The organism is Paradevosia shaoguanensis (genome assembly GCF_016801025.1).
In the GTDB taxonomy this organism is placed as follows: Bacteria; Pseudomonadota; Alphaproteobacteria; order Rhizobiales; family Devosiaceae; genus Paradevosia; species Paradevosia shaoguanensis.
Genome location: NZ_CP068983.1, coordinates 1425479 through 1443704, shown reverse-complemented (window position 1 = coordinate 1443704; position 18226 = coordinate 1425479). Strand labels below are relative to the sequence as shown.

The 18226-nt window shown below is 63.7% G+C and carries 15 protein-coding genes; 9 read left to right on the top strand and 6 right to left on the bottom strand.

Translation table 11 applies throughout. From position 1 onward, the window contains the following. Positions 1–40 precede the first annotated feature (40 nt). The 5 genes from rhaS to JNE37_RS06670 all read left to right on the top strand — a co-directional run bounded on the left by rhaS (position 41) and on the right by JNE37_RS06670 (position 6230). Positions 41–1033 carry a rhamnose ABC transporter substrate-binding protein gene (gene rhaS, locus JNE37_RS06690; protein ID WP_203065740.1) on the top strand — a complete coding sequence of 331 codons (993 nt, stop codon included), beginning with the start codon at positions 41–43 and terminating at the stop codon, positions 1031–1033. Between the two features lie 180 nt (positions 1034–1213). Next, complete coding sequence (locus JNE37_RS06685; protein WP_203065739.1) at positions 1214–2719, top strand: sugar ABC transporter ATP-binding protein; 1506 nt, start codon at positions 1214–1216, stop codon at positions 2717–2719. Further along, on the top strand, positions 2716–3699 hold the full coding sequence (locus JNE37_RS06680) for an ABC transporter permease (RefSeq protein WP_203065738.1): 984 nt from the start codon (positions 2716–2718) through the stop codon (positions 3697–3699). Before JNE37_RS06685 ends, JNE37_RS06680 begins: the two co-directional genes overlap by 4 nt. Positions 3700–3864: 165 nt before the next feature. Next, the gene (locus JNE37_RS06675) at positions 3865–4863 is read left to right on the top strand and encodes an ABC transporter permease (protein ID WP_203065737.1); all 999 of its coding nucleotides are present in this window, start codon (positions 3865–3867) and stop codon (positions 4861–4863) included. Next, positions 4860–6230 carry an FGGY-family carbohydrate kinase gene (locus JNE37_RS06670; protein WP_203065736.1) on the top strand — a complete coding sequence of 457 codons (1371 nt, stop codon included), beginning with the start codon at positions 4860–4862 and terminating at the stop codon, positions 6228–6230. The genes JNE37_RS06675 and JNE37_RS06670 overlap by 4 nt, the downstream gene beginning before the upstream one ends. A 2-nt stretch (positions 6231–6232) precedes the next feature. On the opposite strand, the gene JNE37_RS06665 is transcribed toward JNE37_RS06670, so the two are convergent. Further along, complete coding sequence (locus JNE37_RS06665; protein ID WP_035037015.1) at positions 6233–6463, bottom strand: hypothetical protein; 231 nt, start codon at positions 6461–6463, stop codon at positions 6233–6235. Between the two features lie 583 nt (positions 6464–7046). Here JNE37_RS06665 and JNE37_RS06660 point away from each other — a divergent pair. Together JNE37_RS06660 and JNE37_RS06655 are read left to right on the top strand one after the other, a co-directional pair. Further along, positions 7047–8048, top strand: coding sequence for a LacI family transcriptional regulator (locus JNE37_RS06660; RefSeq protein WP_203066338.1), 1002 nt, complete (start codon positions 7047–7049; stop codon positions 8046–8048). Between the two features lie 183 nt (positions 8049–8231). Beyond that, positions 8232–8903, top strand: coding sequence for a hypothetical protein (locus JNE37_RS06655; RefSeq protein WP_203065735.1), 672 nt, complete (start codon positions 8232–8234; stop codon positions 8901–8903). A 16-nt stretch (positions 8904–8919) separates the two neighbouring features. On the opposite strand, the gene JNE37_RS06650 is transcribed toward JNE37_RS06655, so the two are convergent. The 3 genes from JNE37_RS06650 to JNE37_RS06640 form a co-directional block, all read right to left on the bottom strand. Beyond that, positions 8920–9396, bottom strand: coding sequence for a hypothetical protein (locus JNE37_RS06650; protein WP_203065734.1), 477 nt, complete (start codon positions 9394–9396; stop codon positions 8920–8922). Between the two features lie 123 nt (positions 9397–9519). Beyond that, positions 9520–12432, bottom strand: a complete 2913-nt coding sequence (gene polA, locus JNE37_RS06645) for a DNA polymerase I (protein ID WP_203065733.1) — start codon at positions 12430–12432, stop codon at positions 9520–9522. 156 nt (positions 12433–12588) lie between these two features. Continuing rightward, positions 12589–13365 (bottom strand): tetratricopeptide repeat protein, encoded by a 777-nt coding sequence (locus tag JNE37_RS06640; RefSeq protein WP_197030278.1) that lies wholly within the window; start codon positions 13363–13365, stop codon positions 12589–12591. A gap of 147 nt (positions 13366–13512) precedes the next feature. On the opposite strand from JNE37_RS06640, the gene JNE37_RS06635 reads away from it, so the two are divergent. Beyond that, on the top strand, positions 13513–14859 hold the full coding sequence (locus JNE37_RS06635) for a leucyl aminopeptidase family protein (protein WP_203065732.1): 1347 nt from the start codon (positions 13513–13515) through the stop codon (positions 14857–14859). A gap of 50 nt (positions 14860–14909) precedes the next feature. Beyond that, positions 14910–15839, top strand: coding sequence for a bifunctional helix-turn-helix transcriptional regulator/GNAT family N-acetyltransferase (locus JNE37_RS06630; protein WP_182398648.1), 930 nt, complete (start codon positions 14910–14912; stop codon positions 15837–15839). A 516-nt stretch (positions 15840–16355) separates the two neighbouring features. On the opposite strand, the gene JNE37_RS06625 is transcribed toward JNE37_RS06630, so the two are convergent. Together JNE37_RS06625 and JNE37_RS06620 are read right to left on the bottom strand one after the other, a co-directional pair. Further along, a complete protein-coding gene (locus tag JNE37_RS06625) occupies positions 16356–17126 on the bottom strand; it encodes an SDR family NAD(P)-dependent oxidoreductase (RefSeq protein ID WP_203065731.1) in 771 nt (256 codons plus the stop codon). A gap of 14 nt (positions 17127–17140) precedes the next feature. Continuing rightward, positions 17141–18193, bottom strand: a complete 1053-nt coding sequence (locus JNE37_RS06620) for an aldo/keto reductase (RefSeq protein WP_035036994.1) — start codon at positions 18191–18193, stop codon at positions 17141–17143. Between the last annotated feature and the right edge of the window lie 33 nt (positions 18194–18226).

Below are 18226 nucleotides of genomic sequence, written 5' to 3'. Positions count from 1 at the left end.
GCGGGCCGCCTCGAAACTCAAGGCTCAACGGGAGGAAACAATGAGCTTTCTGAAGAAACTGGGTATCACCACCGCCCTCGCCGCCATTCTGCTGGCTTCGCCGGCCATGGCTCAGACCAAGATCGCCCTCGTCGTCAAGTCGCTCGGCAACGGCTTCTTCGATGCCGCTAACAAGGGCGCCGAAGAGGCGGCCAAGGAACTTGGCGATGTGGAAGTCATCTATACCGGCCCGACCAAGGCCACGGCTGAAGCCCAGATCGAAGTGATCAACTCGCTGATCGCCCAGCAGGTCAATGCCATCGCTATCTCGGCCAACGATCCGGACGCCCTCGTTCCCGTGCTCAAGAAAGCCATGGAACGCGGCATCACCGTGATCTCGTTCGACTCGGGTGTGGCTCCGGAAGGCCGCCAGCTTCACCTCAATCCGTCCGATACCAATCTCATCGGCGAAACCATCATCAAACTGGCCGCCGACTACCTGCCCGATGGCGGCGACGTCGCCATTCTCTCGGCCTCTTCGACCGCCACGAACCAGAACGCCTGGATCGAAGCGGCCAAGAAGGTGCTCCCGGAAAAATTCCCCAAGATCAACCTGGTCGCCACCGTCTATGGCGATGACGACTCGGCCAAGTCGACCGACGAAGCCAAGGGCCTGATCGCGAGCTATCCGAACCTCAAGGCCATCATCGCCCCGACCACCGTCGGCGTCGTGGCGGCTGCCCAGGTGGTGACCGACCAGAACCTGATCGGCAAGATCAACGTCACGGGCCTGGCCCTGCCGTCCGAGTTCAAGAAGTTCATCGACAACGGCGCCTCGCAGGCCGTGGCCCTGTGGAACCCGATCGACCTGGGCTACTCGGCCATCTACCTGGCCCATGACCTGGCCGTGAAGGGCGACAAGGCGGCTCCGGGCGCAAAACTCTCGATCGGCCGCATGGGCGAGATCACGCTCGACGACACCAACTCGGCCGCCATGGCGCCCCCGTTCACCTTCGACAAGAGCAACATCGAAGAGTTCGCCAAGATCTATTGATCTCTTTGGGACTTTGGGCCGGCGGGAGTAAAATTCCGCCGGTGCCTTTGGCCTTCCCCCTCCCTAACCCTCCCCACAAGGGGGAGGATGGGGTCTGTTGCTCGGACCTTGCCACGCGCTCCACCCTCCCCCTTGTGGGGAGGGCCAGGGAGGGGGTGAGCCACCAACGCCGAACCTGAGATGACCAACCCCACCCTGACCCTAACCGGCATCACCAAGAGCTTCCCCGGCGTCCGGGCGCTCAATGGCGTGTCGCTCGAACTTTACCCCGGCCAGGTCACCGCCCTCATCGGCGAGAACGGCGCCGGCAAGTCCACCCTGGTCAAAATCCTCACCGGCATCTACCAGCCCGATGCGGGCGAAATCGCCATCGACGGCAAGCCGGTTTCGCTGTCCACCGCCCATGCCGCCTTCGAGCACGGCATCACCGCCATCCACCAGGAAACCGTGCTCTTCGACGAAATGAGCGTCGCCGAAAACATCTTTCTGGGACACGTGCCCCGCACCCGCCTCGGCCTCATCGACTGGGCGACCATGCGCCGGGAGGCCCGCGCCATTCTCGACGACATGGGCGCAAAACATATCGACGCTAACATGCTGCTCAAGGACCTCGGCATCGCCAATAGGCACCTCGTCGCCGTCGCCCGCGCCATGTCCATCGACGCGCAGATCGTCATCATGGACGAGCCGACGGCAGCCCTCAGCCAGAAGGAAATCGAGGACCTTTTCGTCCTCATCGACCTCCTGCGCGAGGACGGCAAGGCCGTGCTCTTCATCTCGCACAAGTTCGATGAAATCTACCGCATCGCCGACCGCTTCACCGTCTTCCGCGATGGTGAGCAGGTGGGCAAGGGCTTCATCAAGGACACCAGCCAGAGCGAGATCGTCCGCCTCATGGTCGGCCGTTCCGTCGATCAGATTTTCCCCGAGCGCGAGGTCAAGATCGGCGCGCCGGTGCTGAAAGTTTCGGACCTCTCCCACCCCACCGAATTCGACGCCATCAGCTTCGAGCTGCGCAAGGGCGAGATACTCGGCTTTTACGGCCTTGTCGGCGCCGGCCGCAGCGAGGTGATGCAGGCGCTCTTCGGCATCACTCGGCCGTCGCGCGGCCACATCGCCCTCAACGGCAAGGTGGTCGATCCCAAATCCCCCGCCGAGGCCGTGGACGAGGGCATCGTCTATGTGCCCGAGGAGCGCGGCAAGCAGGGCGTCGTCATCGGCATGCCGATCTTCGAGAACGTCTCGCTGCCCTCGCTCCGCCGCACTTCGCAGAACGGCGTCCTGCGCCTCGCCGAAGAATTCAAGCTCGCGCGCACCTATACCGAGCGCCTCGACCTGCGCGCCTCTTCGCTCAGCCAGGACGTCGGCACGCTTTCCGGCGGCAACCAGCAGAAGGTGGTCATCGCCAAATGGCTCGCCACCCATCCCGAAGTCATCATCCTCGATGAGCCCACCAAGGGCATCGACATCGGCTCGAAGGCCGCCGTGCATCAATTCATGGGCGAGCTCGTCGCGCAGGGCCTCGCGGTCATCATGGTCTCCTCCGAGCTCCCTGAAATCCTCGGCATGTCCGACCGCGTCGTCGTCATGCGCGAGGGCCGCATGGTGGCCGAGTTCGACAACAAGGGCCTGACGCCCGAAACGCTGGTGCGCGCCGCCGCCGGCATCACGGAAGAAGCCGCATGAAGACGCTCCTGCGCTACCGCGAAATCTGGCTCTCCATCGCCATAATCGTGCTTGTCGCCGGCGTCGCCCTGCGCCGCCCGACCTATGCCAGCCCCGCCAACCTCCTCGATGTGTTCAACAACACCTCGCTCCTCCTCATCCTTGCCATGGGCCAGATGGCCGTGATCCTCACGCGCTCGATCGATCTTTCCATGGCCGCGAACCTCGCCCTCACCGGCATGATCGTCGCCATGATCAACGCCGCGTTTCCGACCTTCCCGGTCCCACTCCTACTGGTCCTCGCCGCCCTCATCGGCCTCGGGCTCGGCGCCTTCAACGGCGTGCTGGTCTGGAAACTCAACATCCCGGCAATCGTGGTGACGCTCGGCACCCTCACCATCTATCGCGGCACCACGTTCCTCGTTTCCGGGGGCAAATGGGTCAATGCCGACCAGATGAGCGCCGATTTCATCGGCCTCACCCGCTGGGCTTTTCTCGGCCTGCCGCTGCTCTCCTGGTTCGCGATTGCGATCCTCATCGCCTTCATCGTGCTCATGACCCGCACCAATATCGGCCGCGCCCTCTATGCCATCGGCATCAACCCCACCGCCGCCGTCTATGCCGGCATCGATGTCGGCCGCACCAAGTTCATCGCCTTCTGCCTCTCGGGCGCCATTGCCGGCCTCTGCGGCTATCTCTGGGTGTCCCGCTACGTCATCGCCTCGGTGGAAATCGCCAACGGCTACGAGCTCAACATCATCGCCGCCTGCGTCATCGGCGGCGTCTCCATCGCCGGCGGCATCGGCACCGCCTTCGGCGCGGCGCTGGGTGCATTGTTCCTGGGCGTTATCAACTCGGCTTTGCCGGTCATCAACATTTCTCCATTCTGGCAGATGGCCATCTCCGGCACCGCCATCATCCTGGCGGTGATCTTCAACGCCCGCAGCGAGCGTAAGCACGGCCGGATTATCCTCAAGAGCGTGGAGGGGACGAATGGTTAGCTTGGTATTTGCGGCTACCCCCCTCCCAGCCTCCCCCGCAAGGGGGGAGGTGTTTCGATCCAGTTGCTTGCTCACCAAACGTCCCACAAGCGCGGTCAGCACCTCCCCCCTTGCGGGGGAGGCTGGGAGGGGGGTGAGCCCCGCACTCCCGCGAGGGTCGATGAAGTGACCGAAACCCCAACCCCCCGCCACATCCCCAACCGCCTCGACTCCCCGCTGCGCTCGGCCCTTTTCTCCTGGGAAGCGCTGCTGATCCTGGTGGCCATCGCCATCTTCATCGTCAACTCCTTCGCCTCGCCCTATTTCCTCAACGCCTGGAGCCTTTCGGACCTCACCTTCAACTTCACCGAAAAGGCCCTCATAGCGCTGGCCATGGCGCTGCTCATCATCGCCGGCGAGATCGATCTCTCCGTCGCCGCCATCATCGCGCTCGCCTCCACCATGATGGGCCTGGCCTTGCAGGTCGGCGTCGATACGCCCGGCCTCGTCGCCATCGGCATTGCCACGGGCCTCGTCTGCGGCGCCTTCAACGGCTTCCTGGTCACCGGGCTCAAGCTGCCGTCCATCGTCGTCACTATCGGCACGATGAGCCTTTTCCGCGGCCTCTCCTTCATCATCCTGGGCGACCAGGCTTTCAAGGGTTACCCGGAAAGCTTCGCCTTCTTCGGTCAGGGCTATGTCTGGTGGGTGGTTTCGTTCGAGCTGGTGCTGTTCCTCGTCTGCGCGCTGCTCTACTATTTCCTCCTGCACCGGACCAATTTCGGACGGCGGGTCTTCGCCATCGGGAACAATCCGGTCGCCTCGCGCTTTTCGGGGGTGAGGGTCGACCGCATCCGCTTTACGCTCTTCTGCCTCACCGGCCTGATGAGCGGCATTGCCTCGGTCCTCCTCACCAGCCGGCTGGGCTCGACTCGGCCCTCGATCGCGCAGGGTTGGGAACTTGAGGTGATCACCATGGTCGTACTCGGCGGCGTCAACATTCTGGGGGGATCGGGCTCGATCCTGGGCGTCGTCATCGCCGCCTTCATCATGGGCCTCGTCACCTTCGGCCTCGGGCTTCTCAACGTCCCCGGCATCGTCATGTCTATCTTCATCGGCGCGCTGCTCATCCTCGTGATCGCGCTGCCGATCGTCTATGGCATGCTCAAGCGGAGCCGCGCGTGAGCGGCAAACGGTTCATCGGCGTCATCGATATCGGCAAGACCAACGCGAAATTCGCGGTGGTCGATCTCGAAACACGCTCCGAAGTCGCCGTCCGCAAGACGCCCAATACCGTCCTGCGCGATGGCCTCTATCCCCATTTCGACATCGATGCGCTCTGGCAATTCCTCTCCGCCGCAATCGCCGAGCTCGATGCCAAGCACCCGCTCGAGGCCCTGAGCGTCACCACCCACGGCGCCTGCGCGGCGCTGGTCGATGAAAATGGCGACCTGGCCTTACCGGTCCTCGATTACGAATATGCCGGCCCCGACGAGTTCGACGCCGAATACGCCGCCATCCGCCCGCCCTTCGCAACGAGCTTCACGCCCCCGCTCCCCGGTGGCCTGAACCTCGGTAAACAGCTCTTCTGGCAGGCGAAAAAATTCCCCGAGGCCTTCGCCCGCACCCAGTGGATCCTGCCCTATCCGCAATATTGGAGCTTTCGTCTCACCGGCGTCGCCGCTTCCGAAATCACCTCGCTCGGCTGCCACACCGATCTCTGGAATTTCGAGACCGATCTCTATTCCGATCTCGTCGTCCGCCAGGGCTGGCTCGACAAGATGCCCGAAGTCCTCCCCGCCTTCGATCCCTTGGGCCCCATCAAGCCCGAACTCGCAGCCGAACTGGGCGTCCGCCCCGGCCTGCCGGTCTACTCAGGCATTCACGATTCCAACGCCTCGCTGCTGCCGCACCTGCTCTCGCGCACGCCGCCCTTTGCCGTGGTCTCCACCGGCACCTGGGTCATCGTCGCGGCGCCGGGCGGCGACCTCATGCACCTTGATGCCCACCGCGATTGCCTCGCTAATATCGATGCCTTCGGCAAGCCGGTGCCCTCGGCCCGCTTCATGGGCGGCCGCGAATTCTCGCTTTTGACCGAAGGCCGCGAGGCGAACCCATCGGACGAAACCATGCAGCGCGTCATCGACGACGCCATCATGCTGCTACCCTCTGTCGTCGAGGGCTCCGGCCCCTTTCCGCAGCGCAAGGCGCGCTGGACGCATCCGCGCGAGGCGCTGGATGACGAGACGGCTTTTGCCGTGGTGTCGTTCTATCTGGCTTTGATGACCGCCGAATGCCTGGCTCTGGCGGGGGCGGAGGGCGATATCGTGGTCGAAGGGCCGTTCGCGGCCAACCACGCCTATTTGCGCATGCTGGAATCGGCAGCGTGCCGGCCGGTCATCGCCAGCCAGGGCAGTGCGACCGGTACCGCCATCGGCGCTGCCATGCTGGCGCGGATGGAGGACGGGCACGAAATCGAGAACAGGGAACTCAACGCCGATCCGGACATGACCCGTTACGCCTGGCGCTGGCGCCAGGCCCTCAATTCATAGGGTCAGAGCAGGTCGTCGCCGAAATCGCCGGTCTTTCCGGCAATTTCGCTGGCCGCGATGCGGGCTTCCTCGACCGTCTCGAAGGTGTGCCCGTCGATCCCGAACACCGGGAACTTGACGGCAAGGAACTTGAAGCCCTCGGCCTCAGGCACGACGACACCCAGGGGTTCCCCAGAAACTTCGATGACGATCGGCCGCTGGGCCGTGGACTTGGAAAACTTTGGCTGCTGCATAATAAACTCCACTCACGCCGCTTGAGGGACGTGGTGCCAGTATCGGATTTGGAAGACGATCTAGTGACGAGGGGTCACATTCGTTTGGATCGGCTACACCACGATACGGCGCCCGCTACCGTAATTCGGGTTCGGGCTTGGAGTTTTGCTACGCGACGAAGACCGTGATGCTGAACTGACAACAATTTCATGTTCCGCCTCCGTCCGTTGGTCGCGTTGATATCGGATGCCACTTTGGCAAGTTCAAGGCCGCAACGCAATCAGACTTTTGAAGAAATCGCGCAGCGGGCCCGACGAAAGCCACATTAGGGGAGTCGGGCGAATTTGGCGAGCTTAAATCTACCAATCCAGTCAGGAAAAACGGAACATCCGTTTCCTTCGGAATGGCGGGGCGAAACGCCCGCCATCCGGCCTAGACGAAAGGCGCATTGAGCCGCAGGCGTGCTTATTGCAATCGATTGCGGCTTCTGGTGTGGTGCCGGGCTGGCGGATCGAGATGTTGGGCCTTCTCGGGGATGGCCCATCTGGAGGAAATTCGAAGGTGTCGGAATCGGATCAGCGCGAGACCAAGCGCAGGCGCGGCATGCCGCCCTCAGGCAAGCCCACGCTGCGCACCATAGCCGAAATGACCGGGCTCGCCGTCACCACCATTTCGCGCGCCCTCAACAATGCTCCCGAGCTCAGCCAGGAAACCCGCGAGCGCGTCCAGAAGATCGCGGCCGAAATCGGCTATCTCCCTGATCGCGCCGCGCTGCGCCTCAAGACCGGGCGCACCCACGTCATTTCGCTGATCCTCGATCCGCATGACGAAATCCTGGGGTTCGGCCAATCCATGGTCAACGGTCTCACCGCGGCCTTGCGCGGCACGGCCTATCACCTGGTCATCACGCCCAATTTCGTCGGCGACAGCCCGCTCGATCCCATCCGCCACATCATGCGCAACCGCATGGCCGATGGCATCATCTTCTCGCGCACGGAACCTCAGGATGCGCGGGTAAAGCTCTGCCTCGACCAGAATTTTGCCTTCGTCTCGCACGGCCGCACCGAGCTGCCCGTGGCGCATCCCTATGTCGATTACGACAATTACGCCTTCGCCTATGCGGCGGCCAGGCGCCTCATCTCCAAGGGCCGGCGCAAGCTCACCATCATCCTGCCGCCCACAAAGTTCACCTTCGGCAACCATTTGCGCGGCGGGTTCCTGGCGGCGGTCAAGGAGGGCGGCGTCGCTCATGAGATCGATGACGGCCTGACGCTGGACAACGCCGCCGAAGACATCCGCACCCGCGTCATCGCCCGCCTCGGCAAACCCGGCGCCCCCGACGGCTTCATCTGCTCCGGCGACGCCGCCGCCCTCGCCGTCATGGCCGGCATCACCGACGCCGGCAAATCCATCGGCCAGGACATCGACGTCGTTGCTAAGCAGACCTCCGGCATCTTCTCCCTGGTCCGCCCGAAAGTAGACGCCATCTACGAAGACACCGCCCTCGCCGGCGAGCAGATGGGAAAGTTGCTGCTGCGGCGCATAGCGGGCGAGCCGGCAGAGGATCTGCAATGGCTGGATAAGCCGCGGGTGGATTGGCGGTAAGTAGTCGACGCGGGCACAAATGCCATCAGGTGATGGGCGGCGCCATTGCTTCACTAATATTGCATTATTAGAAGCAGGGGCCGTGTGGTTCCTTGAGGCGAGGCAAATACGGTCATCGTCATAGACATTTATTGGCGACTCGTACTAGCAAAATGAAATTCATGATGCTTTGCGAGTAGACGAATGTCATTCAAGGTAGTGCATCTAAGGAAACTGCTTACGGTATTTTACGCCCCTGACAACCTCAGGGTGAAAATGTTGCGAGATGATATCAGGTCTCAAATGCATAAGGAGGCAGGAGGAAGTTCTAGCACAGGCGGCGACTTCTACGGGCCATTCTGGCGCGATGCAAAAGACCACGTCTTGGGCGCTGTCGATCTCCGAGAGCGGACGAAAGCGAGGATCGCTGCCGACGGCAAGCGAGCGCGTCTCTACCCTGAGCTGACCAATGGTTTTCTGCGATGGTGGGAAGACAAGCGCCGCTGGAGAAATGAACCTATCGAGCCAATGCCGCCACCGGCTAACACGCGTGTGGCGGTTACCGAACTAGGTTGCACCATCAAGGTGGAGAGCGTGCTCGCTTTAGGAAGCGGTCCAGACTTCCACCGGCTAATTTACCCGTATTTCAGCGAAAAACCTGCGTTGCCCGACGAAGGGACCAGGTTAGCGCTATGGGCGCTGACTGAGGCGCTTGGCAGTATTTACGGTGTGCAGGACATGAGGGTTCTCGACGTGATTCGAGCAAACTCGCAAGGCGCAGCCGACGTTCCACTGCAAGGCGATGAGCGGACCGTTCTCGTCAGGCGTTACCGAGCCGCATTAGACGACTGGGACAAACTACGTCGCGAGTACTAAGAAGCCGCGCGGCGGATTAGTCGCCACTCAAGTAGTGTGGCTCAGTGCGTGGGTCGCGCAGTATTTCCTCATTGCCGCGATAGCGCTCAATCGCTCTGCGAAGCATGCGTTTTTGCTCGGTCCGTTGCCGTCGACGGATGTCGGGGAAGGCTTTCCTGAAGGGAGTCGGGTCGGTCTCTGGGGTCATTCGCTCTTCATTCATCGCATACCACCAGAGCTGGAAAACCTGAGCGCTAACAGGGAGTCGGCCCACAACCTGAAGATAGTCTAGCCACCCCTCAAAAAGGACGGCGTCATTGGCCACGTCGCTGAAGTCCGCGAGGAGTTCCTCATCGTCTCGCGGCGTCTTCCCATCCTGCGAATAGAAATGCTTGATCGCGTTCCAATACTGGTTCCTAAGGCGCTTCACCTTACGCATGTCCACGTCTGGAAATGCCGAGATGATGTGCGTGGACAGCGTAGGAAGGTTCGCCGCCTGCGCAATACCCTCCATTAGCTCGCAGCCTCCGCACGCCAACGCCTGCACAGACCATGGCGCCTTATCCCGTACGAACAGATCCAGGGAGGTGATCAGTTGGTCCCGGGCCAAGACAAGCTTGATATTCAGGTTAGCCCCCTAATGCGCCTCATCCCAATTATGCGCCGCATGTGCATCCACCTTCAGCGGCACAGACAATCTCACGGCCGGTTCCGCTGAACTTTCCATGATCCCCGCGATCACCGGCATCGCCTTGTCCTCCGCGCCCTTGTCGACCTCGAAAATCAGTTCGTCGTGGACCTGCAGCAGCATGTCAGCCTCGATGCCGGCCTTTTTCAGCGCCGGCTCCATCTTGACCATGGCGCGGCGGATGATGTCGGCGGCCGAGCCCTGGATGGGGGCGTTGATCGAGGCGCGTTCGACGAAGGCGCGTTCGGCCGGGTGCTTGGAATTGGCGTTGGGGAACTGCACCTTGCGCCCGAAAATGGTTTCCACGAACCCGTCCGCCTTCACGCGCCGGCGCATCTCGTCCATGTAGTCGCGGATGCCTGGGAAGCGCTTGAAATAGGTTTCGATATAGTCGCCCGCTTCCGCCCGCCCGATGCCGAGCTGGTTGGAAAGCCCGAAGGCGGAAATGCCGTAGATGATGCCGAAATTGATGGCCTTGGCCCGCCGCCGCACTTCGGACGGCATGCCCTCCACCGGCACCCCGAACATTTCGGACGCCGTCATGGCGTGAATGTCGAGCCCTTCCTCGAACGCATCCTTGAGCGCCTGGATATCGGCGATATGGGCCAGCACGCGCAGTTCGATCTGGCTGTAATCCGCCGAGATCAGGATCTTTCCCGGGCTCGCCACGAACGCCGTGCGGATCTTGCGGCCATCCTCGGTGCGCACCGGAATGTTCTGCAGGTTCGGATCGTTCGAGGACAGCCGCCCCGTCAGCACCGAGGCCTGGCTGTAGCTCGTATGCACGCGCCCCGTGCGCTCGTTGATGTAGCTGGGCAGGGCATCCGTATAGGTGCCCATGAGCTTGGTGAGCTGGCGCCATTCGAGCACCGCTTTGGCCAGCGGCACGCCCTGCAACGCCAATTCATCGAGCACGTCGGCGCCCGTCGCCCATTGCCCGGTCTTGGTCTTGGTGCCGCCGGGCAGCCCCATGACCCCGAACAGGATATCGCCGAGCTGCTTTGGCGAGCCCAGGTTGAACGGCTGCCCGGCCAGGGCCTGCGCCTCCGCCTCGAACGCCGCCGCGCGCTGGGCGAAATCGCCCGAAAGCCGCGAGAGGATCTGCCGATCCACCGAAATGCCGCGCCCTTCCATCCGCGCCAGCACCGGCGCCAGCGGACGCTCCAGCGTCTCGTAGACCACACTCATGTTCTCGGCCGGCAGGCGCGGCTTGAGCAGCGTCCAGAGCCGCATGGTGAGGTCGGCATCCTCCCCGCCATAGCGGGCCGCCGCCTCGATATCGACTTCCGCAAAGGTCTTCTGCGATTTGCCGGTGCCGATCAGGTCCTTGATCGGAATGCCGCCATGCCCCAGCCAGTGCGAGGTGAGCTCGCTCATGGTGTTGAAGCGCGGCCCGTCCAGCGTATAGCTCAAGAGCAGCGTGTCATCGATCGGCGCCGTCACGATGCCGTAACGCGCGAGGATCCCGAGGTCATACTTGAAATTGTGCCCGATCTTGAGGATCGAGCGGTCCTCCAGCATGGGCTTGAGGAGCGCCAGCGCATCCGCCATCGGCATCTGCCCTTCGACACGCCCGCCCCCGAGCAGGTCGGCGCCCGTACGATGGTCGAGCGGCAGATAGGCGCCATTGCCCGGCGCCGTCGAGAGGCACACGCCGACAAGGTCCGCCGTCTGGTTGTCGAGCCCGGTGGTTTCCACATCCACGGCCACATGCCCGGCCGCATAGATCGCCTCGATCCATTTGCGCAGCTGCTCGGCATCGCGGATGATCTCGTATTTGGCGTGGTCGAGCGGAATGGCCCGCACGCGCTCATGCACATCCGCTGCATGGGCGACCAGCGCCGCTTCCGCCCGGCCCGAAGCTTCCAGCCGCGCCGCACGCGCCTCGGCCTTGGCCGCGTTGTCAAAGCCCATGGCTTCGACGGGCTTGGCCGCCAGCGCCGGATCGGCCTCCCAGGCGTCGGGGTCGGCTTCGAGGATGCCGGCAAGCCGCTTGGTGATGGTGTTGAATTCCATCGCCTTGAGGAAGGGGAACAGCGCCCCCGGCTCGATGGGCACGCGCACCAGCGCGTCGAGCCCCAGTTCCACCGGCACTTCGCGCGAGAGCGTCACCAATTGCTTGGAAATCCGCGCCAGCTCGGCATTGTCGATGAGCTTCTGCCGCCGCGCCGGCTGCTTGATCTCTTCGGCCCGCGAAAGCAGGGTTTCGAGGTCGCCATAGGTATTGATGAGCTCGGCTGCCGTCTTGACGCCGATCCCCGGCACGCCCGGCACGTTGTCGACGGCGTCGCCGCACAGCGCCTGGACGTCGATGACCTTGTCCGGCGTCACGCCGAACTTGGTGAACACCTCGTCCACCCCGATCCAGCGCAGCGGCGGCTGGCCGGGGCGGGGAATGGTGTCGAGCATGCGGATCGAGCCATTGGGCTCGACCAGCTGCATCAGGTCCTTGTCCGAGGACACGATCGTCACCTTGCCGCCGGCATCGCGCGCCATGCAGGCATAGGTGGCGATGATGTCGTCGGCCTCCCAGCCTTCCATTTCGATGGAGGGAATGGAGAACGCCCGCGTCGCCGAGCGCGTCAGCGGAAACTGCGGCACCAGTTCTTCGGGCGGCGGCGGCCGGTGCGCCTTGTAATCGGCATAGATGTCATCGCGAAACGTCTTGGCCGAATGATCGAAGATCACCGCCATATGCGTCGGCTGGTCGTCGCCCTTGAGGTCTTCCGTCAGCTTGAACAGCATGTTGCAGAAGCCCTGCACGCACCCCACGGGCAGGTTGTCCGACTTGCGGTTGAGCGGCGGCAGCGCGTGGAACGCGCGGAAAACATAGGACGAGCCGTCGACGAGCAGCAGGTGCATGAAGTGATTCCGATCGAATGGATTGGCCCGACCTTAAAAGAAAGGTCGCCATAAGCGAAGGGGGCGAGGGATATCGCATGGGGAAGCCGGGGGTCGGCATCTCCATATAGGAACGATCCCGGGCTCCGCCCAGGCACACCGCTACGTGCAAAAAGCCTAGCGGCTTTCCTTGATCGCGCTCCAGCGGTTCTGCTGGGTCAGCAGTGCACGGATATAGGCCATGTTGGCCTCCACCTGGTCGGGCGCGAGTTCGGCGGCATAAAGCGCACGCGCTTCGTCGAACCGCCCCTGCAGTCCCACCACCAGCGCCAGGTTCTGCCGGATGCGGCTATTGGCGCCCTGCATCTGCACGGCCCTGCGCAGATGCGCTTCGGCCGTGGTGAGCTCGTTGGTCATGGCATAGGAGAGCCCGAGATTGGCCTCGAGCGAAGCCTCCTGCGGGGCGATCATCAGTGCCTGGTTGTAAAGGTGCCGCGCTTCCTGGTTGCGTCCCATCTGGTCGAGAATGGCGCCCTTGACCGAGAGCGCGTTCCAGTCCGGCTGCTGCGGCACGATGGTGGCGTCGATGACGTTGAGCGCCTGGTCGAACCGGCCCTGCGCCGTCAGCGCCTTGGCATAGCCGACATTGATGTCCGGGTCGTTCTTGTAAATCGCCATTGCCGCTTCGAGCACGGCCACGGCCTGGTCGTTCTGCCCGGCGCCGCGCAGCGCCGCCGCGTAATAGATGATCGTGCCCTTGTCGCGCGGATTGCTCTTGTAGCGGGCGCCGAGCTGGGCCAGCGTCTGCTGCGCCTCGGCCTGGCTCATGCCGGAATAATCGGGGGAGGGCATCGACGCGCGATTGGTGGCGCAGGCGGAAAGCGCCAGCGATGCGACGGCAATGAGAAGCGCGGCGCGCAGGGGCCGCAGCGATTGCATGAGCGGGCGGGACACGAGGGGGTCTTCTCTAAACTGATTGCCGAGCCTGCCTTCGTCATAAATCATTAACCCTAACGCGTGGTTAAGGACGCCCCGCCGCTGTTGCCGGATCGGGGTCCGCGTCGTAAACCCAAAGGCATCGCTTTTCCTTGCCGGTGCATCATGACCAGGACCCAGCCCCAAACCATCACCTGCATTGCCGAAGGCGAACTCGACGCCGCCGGCCTTTCGCCCGCGCATGCCGCCTGGGCCAGGGCCAATGGCTTTACCGGCCAGCGCGGCAGGCTGCTGCCGCTGCCGGGCGGGCAGGGCGAACTCGCCGGCTACGCCTTTGGCCTTGGCGCGCAAGCCAATCGCCCCAAACTGGTCACCGGCCTCGCCGCCAGCACACTCGAGCCAGGCGATTACCGTCTTGCCGGCAAGTTCGGCGATCCAACCCTCGCCGCGCTCGGCTTCCGCCTCGGCGCCTACCGCTTCGATCGCTACCGCAAGCATCGCGATCCGCTCTCGCTCACGCTTCCCGAAGGCGCCGATGCTGCCGAGGTCGAGCGCCTTGCCGAGGCCGCCTACCTCGCCCGCGACCTCGTCAATACGCCGGCCAACGATCTCGGCCCGGAGGCCTTCGAGCACGAAATCCGCGCCTTCGCCAATCGCCACAAGATGCGCGCCAAGGTGTTCCTGGGCGACGAACTGCTCTCGCAGAACTTCCCCATGATCCACGCAGTCGGCCGCGCGTCCTCCGAAGCGCCCCGGCTGGTCGATCTTAGCTGGGGCAAGGAGAGCGACCCCAAGGTCACGCTGGTGGGCAAGGGTGTCACCTTCGATACCGGCGGCCTCGACATCAAGCCGTCGTCCTCCATGCTCCTGATGAAGAAGGATATGGGCGGCGCCGCCAACGTGCTGGGCCTTGCCCACGCCATCATGTCGGCCAAGCTCAAGGTGCGACTGCGCGTTCTCATTCCCATCGTCGAGAACGCCATTTCCGGCTCTGCCTTCCGCCCCGGCGATATCCTGCCCTCGCGCTCCGGCCAGACCGTCGAGATCGGCAACACCGATGCCGAAGGCCGCCTCATCCTCGGCGATGCCCTCACCTATGGCGATGAGGAAAGCCCCGAGCTGATGCTGGATATGGCGACCCTTACCGGCGCCGCCCGCACCGCACTTGGTCCCGAACTGCCCCCGCTCTATTCCACCGACGACGATCTCGCCCGCGCCCTCATGGCGGCTGGCCTCGCCAGCGACGATCCGCTCTGGCACATGCCGCTCTGGGCGCCCTATGAGAGCATGCTCAATTCGCGCATTGCCGACGTCAACCACGTCTCCTCGGGCGCTTTCGCCGGCTCGATCACTGCCGCGCTCTTCCTCCAGCGCTTCGTCAGGAATGCCGCCGCCTGGGTGCATCTCGATATCTTCGCCTGGGCGCCGGAAGCACGGGCAGGGCGCCCGTATGGCGGCACCGACCAGGGCATTCGCTCGGTCTATAACGTGCTCAAGCAACGATATTCTTGACATAAGCAACTAATCGGCAAACCATAGGCGCACTCCGAGGGAGAGCGCCTATGGTTGCGAGCGAGCCGACACCCACCCAGATCGCCGAGATGCGGGCGTTCAACCGCTTCTACACGCGCGTCGTCGGTGCGCTCGAAGCGCACCTTCTCGCTTCGCCCTTCACTCTGGGCGAGGCCCGCGTCATCTACGAGATCGCCACGCGCCACCAGGTCAGTGCCGCCGAGCTTTCGCGCCAATTGGGGCTGGATGCCGGCTATCTCAGCCGGCTGCTCTATAAGCTGGTCGAGGCCGGCATCATCGCGCTCTCGCCCAATCCCAGCGATCGCCGCCAGAACCTCATCGCCCTGACGGCTGATGGCGATGCCGCCTTCGCCCAGTTGGATAGCGCCTCCATCGTCGCCGTCGGCGGCCTGTTGGCGCCGCTCGCAGCCGGCGATCGCGCCGGCCTCGTCGCCGCCATGGCCAATATCCGCCGCCTCCTCGGCGATGACATGCCGTCCGCGCCCGTCGTGCTGCGTCCGCCCCGTCCGGGCGATATCGGCCACATCGTCGGCCGCCAGGCCGCCATCTATGCCGATGAATATGGCTGGGACGCGAGCTATGAAGGCCTCGCCGCCGAGATCGCCGGCAAGTTCGTGCAGGAGCACGATCCGGCCCGCGAAGCCTGCATCGTCGCCGAGCGCGCCGGCGAAGTCGTCGGCTCCGTCTTCCTCGTCGATGCCGGCGATGGCGTCGCCCAGCTTCGCCTGCTCTATGTCGAGCCGTCCGCCCGTGGCCTCGGCATCGGCAAAAGCCTCGTCGCCCAGTGCATCGCCCAGGCCCGCGCCTTCGGCTACCGCCGCATCAAGCTCTGGACCCAGTCCGTCCTCGTCCCCGCCCGCAAGATCTACGCCGCCGCCGGCTTCACCCTCGTCAGGGCTGACCAGACCCATTCCTTCGGCCAGGACCTCACCAGCGAATTCTGGGAGCTGCCCCTCTAGGGTCCGTACTCCATTGCACCGGTAGATGAGGTTGCGATGGCCGCCCCACCACCGGACTTCCCCGGACTTGATCCGGGGCCCATTGCACCCCTCCACTTGAGTGGAGGAATCCGTGTGCCCGGCTCTGCGGCCGGGGGGCGCCGGGACTTATTGAGTACGGACCCTAGTCTATCCCCGCCCGATCCGGCGGGCTTAGACTATCGGAACCGCCTCCCGACCCACCCGGAACCCGCCCCTCGAAAACATCCTCTAAATTGTCTCCAGACCGCGCAAAAACCCACGCAGAATGGCCAAAGATTACCCGAAATTGAGTCAAAATTTAACGATTCGTGGCCGTCGCGATAGAAATTACCATTACATTATAAGTAGTTAGCCTGCCGTTGAGTCCGAAAAAGCTGCAAAAAATACCGTGAAACCCGTGAAACAGTTTCACGGTCCGCCGCCAACCCGCCTGGCGGCTCAAAATCTCCTCCCCGGCCAGGTCCAGGCCCGGAAGTTACCCCCGTCGGCCGGGTATTATCGCGCCGTCCAGCCCCCATCGATCAGCAGCGTCTGCCCCGTAATCAGCGACGCCGCCGGCGACGCCAGAAACACTACCGCCCCGGAAACCTCCCGCGGCAGCCCGATCCTGTGCAGCGCCGCGATCCGCTCGACTACGTCGGCCTTGAACTCGGGCACTGCCAGGGCCGTGGATGTCCCGTCCGTCTCGATAAAGGTCGGCGCCACCGCGTTGACCGTGATGCCATGCTGGCCCCACTCGACCGCCATGCACTTGGTCATATGCGCCACCGCGGCCTTCGAGAGGCAATAGACGCCCTCGCCGGGCAGCGCGATGAAGCCCGCCTGCGAGCTCATGTTGACGATCGTGCCGCCGCCCTTCTCCACCATGTGGCGGGCAAGGCGCTGGGCGATGAAGAAGCTGGATTTGACGTTGAGGTCGAGCGTCGTGTCGAAGTCGACCTCGCTCACCTCCAGCAGCGGCCCCTCGATGCCGCCGCCCACATTGTTGACCAGGATGTCGATGCGCCCGAAATGGGCGATGGCCTGGTCGATCGCGCGATAGGATTGCGGCAGGTCCAGCGCATCCATCTGCAGTCGCAGCGCCTTGCGCCCCAGCGCCTCCACCTCGCCGGCCACGCCGTTATCGACATCGAGGTCGCGCAGCCCCAGCGCGATATCGGCTCCGGCATTGGCCAGCGCCAGCGCAATGGCCCGGCCAAGCCCGCGCGCCGAGCCGGTCACGAGTGCGGTCTTGCCGGAAAGGTCAAAGCTCGGCAGGTCGCCCATTGTCCTCTCCCGCGCTATTTTTCGAGATGGGGCGCATGCAGCGCCAGGTCCGCCGGCCCCAGTCGGTCCGAGGCCGTAAAGCTCTGGTGCCAGTAGGGATATTGCAGCGGCAGCAGCGACACGTCGTCCAGCCGCTTGCGCTCATGCTCGGTCAGCTTGAGTTCGGCCGCCGCCAGGTTATCCCTGAACTGGTCTTCCGTGCGCCCGCCGATAATCACCGAAGTCACCCCCGGGCGTCCCAGCAGCCAGGCCAGCGCGATCTGCGCGCCCGAAACCCCGCGCACCTCGGCGATCGAAACCAGCACTTCCACGATATCGTAGAGCCGCTCCCAGTCATGCACCGGCGGCTCCTTGAAGCCCCCGGCATGGCGCGCCCCTTCCGGCGCCGTCTGGCCGCGGCGATACTTGCCCGAAAGCAGGCCGCCCGCCAGCGGGCTCCAGATGAGAATGCCCAGCCCCTGGTCGAGGCTGATCGGCACCAGCTCGTTCTCCGCCTCGCGCGAAAACAGCGTGTAGTGGATCTGCTGGGAGACGAAGCGCTGCCGGGCATCCTTCTCGGAAACGCCGAGCGCCTTCATGATATGCCAGCCCGAATAGTTCGAGCAGCCGATATAGCGGACCTTGCCATGGCGCACGAGCATGTCGAGCGCTTCCATGGTCTCCTCGAGCGGGGTCTGCCCGTCCCATTCATGCACCTGGTAGAGGTCGATCACATCGGTCTTGAGCCGCTTGAGGCTTGCCTCGCACTGGTTGACGATGTGGTAGCGCGACAGCCCCCGCTCGTTGGGGTCGGTGTCGTCCATCGGGAAGCGCACCTTGGTCGCCAGCAGCGTCCGCTGGCGTCGCCCATCGGTCAGCGCCTCCCCGATAATGCTTTCCGACACGCCCCGCGTATAGACATTGGCCGTGTCGAGCATGTTGATGCCCGCCTCCAGACACATGTCGATCTGGCGCTGCGCGTCCTTGAGGCTGGTATTGCCGACCTTCGGGTTCCCCCCGAACGTCATCGTGCCCATGGTAAGGGTCGAGACCTTCAGTCCCGAGCGCCCGAGCAAGCGGTATTCCATCCTAGCCTCCGAGCCTTTTCGCTGTGGCCGAAG